Here is a 5,989-nt window from a genome sequence, read left to right on the forward strand (position 1 = left end):
TGAAAACTTTAAAAAACGGATTTTGATTGCTTTGAACATAAAGAAAGAGAGAACGAATTTCGTCCTCTCTAGGTGTTAGCTTTTCATCTACCCACTACAGTTGACAAAGAGCCTGTTTTCTTATAGGAAAACGGGGATAATATAGAACTTCAAACAGACATAGAAAACGCTTTATGGTATAATAGAACTATGACTTTATTAAAGGAGAATAAGATGTCACAACTTTCAGTAAACGCAATTCGTTTCCTTGGTATCGATGCCATTGAAAAATCAAAATCTGGCCACCCAGGTATTGTTATGGGGGCAGCACCAATGGCTTACAGCCTCTTTACCAAGGAGCTCCGCATTAATCCAGCACAACCAAACTGGATCAACCGCGACCGCTTTATCTTGTCAGCAGGACACGGTTCTATGTTGCTTTACGGACTGCTCCACCTTTCAGGCTTTGAAGATGTGAGCATGGACGAAATCAAGAACTTCCGTCAGTGGGGTTCAAAAACACCAGGTCACCCAGAGTACGGTCATACAGCAGGTGTAGATGCGACTACTGGCCCTCTTGGACAAGGGATCTCAACTGCGACAGGTTTTGCCCAAGCAGAGCGTTTCCTTGCAGCTAAATATAACCGCGATGGTTTCCCAATCTTTGACCACTATACTTACGTAATCTGTGGGGATGGCGACTTGATGGAAGGTGTGTCTGGAGAAGCTGCGTCTTATGCAGGCTTGCAAAAACTAGACAAACTGATTGTATTGTACGATTCAAATGACATCAACTTGGACGGTGAAACCAAGGATGCCTTTACAGAAAACGTTCGTGCCCGTTACGATGCCTACGGTTGGTATACAGATTTGGTAACAGATGGTACCGATGTAGATGCCATCTTTGCGGCTATTGAAAAAGCTAAAGCAGCTGGCAAACCGTCCTTGATCGAGGTTAAGACTGTGATTGGTCACGGTTCACCAAACAAGGCAGGAAGCAATGTAGCCCACGGTGCGCCACTTGGTCCAGAAGAAACAGAAGCAACTCGCAAAGCACTTGACTGGAACTATGCACCATTTGAAATCCCAGCAGAAGTGTATGCGGACTTCGAAGCTAATGTAGCAGACCGCGGTGCCGCAGCCTACGATGCTTGGGTGAAATTAGTAGAAGACTACAAAGTAGCTCATCCAGAATTAGCAGCTGAAGTAACAGCTATCTTGGAGGGGCGTGATGTAGTTGAAATCAAGCCAGAAGACTTCCCAGTTTATGAAAATGGCTTCTCACAAGCAACTCGTAACTCATCACAAGATGCCCTTAATGCAGCGGCTAAGGTCTTGCCAACCTTCCTCGGTGGTTCAGCTGACTTGGCTCACTCAAACATGACCTATATCAAGGAAGACGGTTTGCAAGATTCAGTAAATCCACTCAACCGCAATATTCAGTTCGGTGTGCGTGAATTTGCCATGGGAACTATCTTGAACGGTATGGCAGCTCACGGCGGACTTCGTGTCTATGGTGGTACCTTCTTCGTCTTCTCAGACTATGTCAAAGCAGCGGTTCGTTTGTCAGCCCTTCAAGGTCTTCCTGTTACTTACGTCTTCACTCACGATTCAATCGCGGTTGGTGAAGATGGTCCAACTCACGAGCCAATCGAGCACTTGGCAGGACTTCGTGCTATGCCAAACCTCAATGTCTTCCGTCCAGCAGATGCGCGTGAAACACAGGCTGCATGGTATTTGTCATTGACCAGCAAGTCTACACCGTCAGCTCTTGTCCTGACTCGTCAAAACTTGACAGTTGAAGAAGGAACCGACTTTAACAAGGTTGCCAAAGGTGCCTATGTGGTTTACGAAGCAGCAGGTTTTGACACCATCATTCTTGCGTCTGGTTCAGAGGTTAACTTGGCTGTCAAAGCTGCCAAAGAACTAGAAGCAGCAGGAACTAAGGTTCGTGTGGTTTCTGTACCATCAACTGAGCTATTTGATGCCCAAGATGCAGCTTATAAGGAAGAAATCCTTCCGAATGCTATCCGTCGTCGTCTGGCCATTGAAATGGGTGCGACTCAAGGTTGGTACAAGTATGTCGGCCTTGACGGTAAAGTTCTCGGTATCGACACATTTGGTGCATCAGCTCCAGCCCAAACAGTTATTGACAACTACGGCTTCACAGTAGAAAACGTAGTGAAATTGGTTGGCGAATTGTAATAATCAGTGAAGAAACAGCCTCTCGGGGCTGTTTTTTGCTATAATAGACCTATGAATTACACACAAGAAGAAAAAGAATATTTTATGAAACAAGCCTTGGCAGAGGCTGAAAAATCACTGGACAAGGAAGAAATTCCTATCGGCTGTGTCATTGTTAAGGATGGACAGATTATTGGCCGTGGGCACAATGCTCGCGAGGAACTCAATCAGGCTATCATGCATGCCGAAGTCATGGCCATCCAAGAAGCCAATCGAGTGGAAGGGAGTTGGCGACTGCTGGATACGACCCTCTTTGTCACCATTGAACCCTGTGTCATGTGTAGTGGTGCCATTGGACTGGCCCGTATTCCCCAGGTGGTCTATGGGGCTGCCAACCAAAAATTTGGAGCGGCGGGCAGTCTCTATGATATTTTGACAGATCAGCGGCTCAATCACCGTGTAGAGGTTGAAACGGGGGTCTTGGAAGAGGCTTGTGCCCAGATTATGCAAGATTTTTTCAGACAGAGAAGAGAAAAGCAAAAAGCTGAGAAAGAAGCTTTGAAGGTGCAAGAGGAAGCCGCTTCGGATAGCTAGTTTGTACTCCAAACTTGCACTTTCATCAATTTGTGTTATAATAATAAACGGAGCAACATTCGTGCGTGAAGCGGGTCAGGGGAGGAATCCAGCAGCCCTAAGCGAAGTCGGGTGTGTGCTCTTTTTGCATATAATCTAAAAACCCTTTGAAATCAAGCTTTCAGAGGGTTTTCTTTGGCTTATTTTTAGAAATAGGGTAGCTAGCCTATCTCAGTCTAGGGACTGATTTTGTTGGTTTTCTATTGATTTATAGGTAAAAAGTAGTAAAATAGATTTCCTCTTAAGAAAACTTTTTGTTAGCTCTGCTATTCTACTGAAGAAAAAGGAGGAAGGCCTATGTTTATATTTGCTTTTCCAGGTATGGGTAAAACGACACTTGCCAAGCAATCTTCACAAATAGTCGACTTAGAAATGTCGGATATAAAATATGATAATTCCAGTGTTCGACATTTAAATAAAGAAGAAAGAAAATCAACTCCACGTCCGATTAAAGATAAGAATTATAAAAAGATCTATGTAGATAAAGCTTATGCCTTGCACGAGGAAGGCAAGACTGTCCTTGTCGCCATGAATTTTTTACTGAGAATGCTGCTTGCCATGCTTGTGCGCGGTGCTGTCCCATTTCATATCTACATTCCCCACCCATCATTAAAAGAAGAATACCGACAACGCTATATTCAGAGAGGGAATAATAGCAAATTTATTTTTGAAGTGATGACAATCTGGTATGTGAGCCTGGTCCCACTATATTTATTGTCAAAAATACTGCCGAATATGATAACAGTGACACAGTCGGGTCAAGTCTTAGCAGACTATAAAACTCCTTATCACGACCCTGTGTTTGTGAAAAATAAACAAGTTACGCAAACCATTTCATGAAAATAATTGAAAATTGATAAATCCCTTGAAAAAATCATGATAAAGCGTTATCATATTATGGTACATAAATGGAGGAATGACATGACACATATTACATTCGATTATTCAAAAGTCTTGGGCCAATTCGTTGGTGCACAAGAAGTTGACTACATGCAACCACAAGTTACCCTTGCAGACCAAATGCTCCGTCAAGGAACAGGACCTGGTAGTGACTTTATCGGCTGGTTGGATTTGCCAGAAAACTATGACAAAGAAGAATTTGCTCGTATCAAGGAAGCTGCTGCTAAAATCCAAAATGAAAGTGAAGTTTTGGTAGTTATCGGTATCGGTGGTTCTTACCTCGGTGCTAAAGCAGCCATTGATTTCTTGAGCAACTCATTTGTTAACTTGCAAACTCGTGAAGAGCGTAAAGCTCCACAAATCCTTTATGCTGGAAACTCTATCTCATCAAGCTACCTTGCTGACTTGGTGGACTACGTTGCTGACAAGGACTTCTCAGTAAACGTGATTTCTAAATCAGGTACAACAACTGAGCCGGCTATTGCTTTCCGCGTCTTCAAAGAATTGCTTGTGAAGAAATACGGTCAAGAAGAAGCCAACAAGCGTATCTATGCGACAACTGACAAGGCAAAAGGTGCAGTTAAGGTTGAAGCGGACGCAAATGGTTGGGAAACCTTTGTAGTTCCAGATGATGTTGGTGGCCGTTTCTCAGTCTTGACTGCAGTTGGTCTTTTGCCAATCGCGGCAGCTGGTGCAGACATTGATGCCCTTATGGAAGGTGCAAACGCAGCCCGCAAGACCTACACATCAGATAAAATTGCCGAAAATGAGGCTTACCAATATGCTGCAGTGCGTAACATCCTTTACAGAAAAGGTTATGTAACAGAAATCTTGGCTAACTACGAGCCATCGCTTCAATACTTCAGCGAGTGGTGGAAACAATTGGCGGGCGAGTCAGAAGGTAAGGACCAAAAAGGTATCAACCCAACATCTGCTAACTTCTCAACAGACTTGCACTCACTTGGACAATTTATCCAAGAAGGAAACCGCAACATCTTTGAAACAGTGGTTCGTGTTGACAAACCAAGAAAAAATATCTTGATTCCTGAAATGGCAGAAGACCTTGACGGTCTTGGCTACTTGCAAGGCAAGGATGTTGACTTTGTAAACAAAAAAGCAACGGACGGTGTACTTCTTGCCCACACAGACGGCGGCGTACCAAACATGTTTGTGACCCTTCCACAACAAGATGAGTTCACACTTGGTTATACCTTCTACTTCTTCGAGTTGGCAATTGCGATTTCTGGTTACCTCAATGCGATTAACCCATTTGACCAACCAGGTGTAGAAGCTTACAAGAAAAATATGTTCGCTCTTCTTGGCAAACCAGGATTTGAAGAACTCGGTGCAGAATTGAACGCACGTTTGTAAGAAAATAAAACTGACCGGAAACGGCCAGTTTTTCTTTCCTTTGAATTTATGGTAGAATATTCTCTATGAAAAAAGAATTTTTTGTAGTAGGAGATGTTCATGGTAAGTTTGAACTCCTACTTGATATTTTAAAGAAATGGAACGAGAATCGACAACAGTTGATCTTCCTAGGTGATTTGATTGATCGCGGAGAAAATTCCAAAGCCTGTTTGGAGTTGGTCTGGAGCTTGGTGCGGGAAAAGGGGGCAATTTGTCTGACGGGTAACCACGAGCGAATGTTTCTAGCCTGGTTACGTGATCCGATTGACCGCTATGACCACTATCGGAGAAATGGTGGCGATACGACGATTAACTCCCTTCTTGGGCGACCCTTGGATGCGCCCGTTGATGGTCTAGTAGATGCCAATGCAGTGTTGGAACAATATGAGGACCTGATTGATTTCGTCAAATCTTGTCCCTATCATCTGGAAACGGAAGACTATATCTTTGTCCATGCTGGTGTGGACTTGACCTTACCAGACTGGCGCGAAACCAGCAATCATGATAAAGTCTGGCTTAGAACTCCTTTCCATGAGGCTGAAAATACCACAGGGAAGATGATTGTCTTTGGGCATACCCCTGTGTACAACCTTTATCAGACCAATCTCCGTATTAGTCAAATTTGGACCAATTCAGATGGGAAAATGGGGATTGATGGTGGAGCTGTTTACGGCGGAGTTTTACATGGGATTGTGCTGGATGATACAGGTCTAGTGCAAGATTACATCGTTGGAGCTGTCAATCCCAGAAAAGAAATTGAAGATTAAATAGGCTCTTTGTCAACTGTAGTGGGTAGACGAAAAGCTAACATCTAGAGAGGACGAAATTCGTTCTCTCATTTTTGATGTTTAAAGCAATATATATCTTGGTTTTAAAGTTCGTA

General features: G+C 43.5%; 5 protein-coding genes and 1 other RNA gene. All 6 read left to right on the plus strand.

The features are described from left to right. Positions 1-213 precede the first annotated feature (213 nt). The 6 genes from tkt (at position 214) to C1E99_RS09765 (ending at position 5,873) form a co-directional block, all read left to right on the plus strand. Positions 214-2,184: a transketolase gene (gene tkt, locus C1E99_RS09740; RefSeq protein WP_105207424.1), complete on the plus strand. Its 1,971-nt coding sequence runs from the start codon at positions 214-216 to the stop codon at positions 2,182-2,184. Between the two features lie 51 nt (positions 2,185-2,235). Then, on the plus strand, positions 2,236-2,757 hold the full coding sequence (gene tadA / locus C1E99_RS09745) for a tRNA adenosine(34) deaminase TadA (RefSeq protein ID WP_105207425.1): 522 nt from the start codon (positions 2,236-2,238) through the stop codon (positions 2,755-2,757). A 42-nt stretch (positions 2,758-2,799) separates the two neighbouring features. Further along, an RNA gene (ffs, locus tag C1E99_RS09750) (signal recognition particle sRNA small type) lies at positions 2,800-2,889 on the plus strand. Between the two features lie 204 nt (positions 2,890-3,093). After that, positions 3,094-3,636, plus strand: a complete 543-nt coding sequence (locus tag C1E99_RS09755; RefSeq protein ID WP_105207426.1) for a hypothetical protein — start codon at positions 3,094-3,096, stop codon at positions 3,634-3,636. 81 nt (positions 3,637-3,717) lie between these two features. Next, a complete protein-coding gene (locus C1E99_RS09760) occupies positions 3,718-5,067 on the plus strand; it encodes a glucose-6-phosphate isomerase (RefSeq protein ID WP_105111076.1) in 1,350 nt (449 codons plus the stop codon). Positions 5,068-5,132: 65 nt separating this feature from the next. Next, positions 5,133-5,873: a metallophosphoesterase gene (locus C1E99_RS09765; RefSeq protein WP_105207427.1), complete on the plus strand. Its 741-nt coding sequence runs from the start codon at positions 5,133-5,135 to the stop codon at positions 5,871-5,873. Positions 5,874-5,989 lie beyond the last annotated feature (116 nt).

The sequence above is a fragment of the Streptococcus suis genome (assembly GCF_002964045.1).
Taxonomy (GTDB): Bacteria; Bacillota; Bacilli; order Lactobacillales; family Streptococcaceae; genus Streptococcus; species Streptococcus suis_U.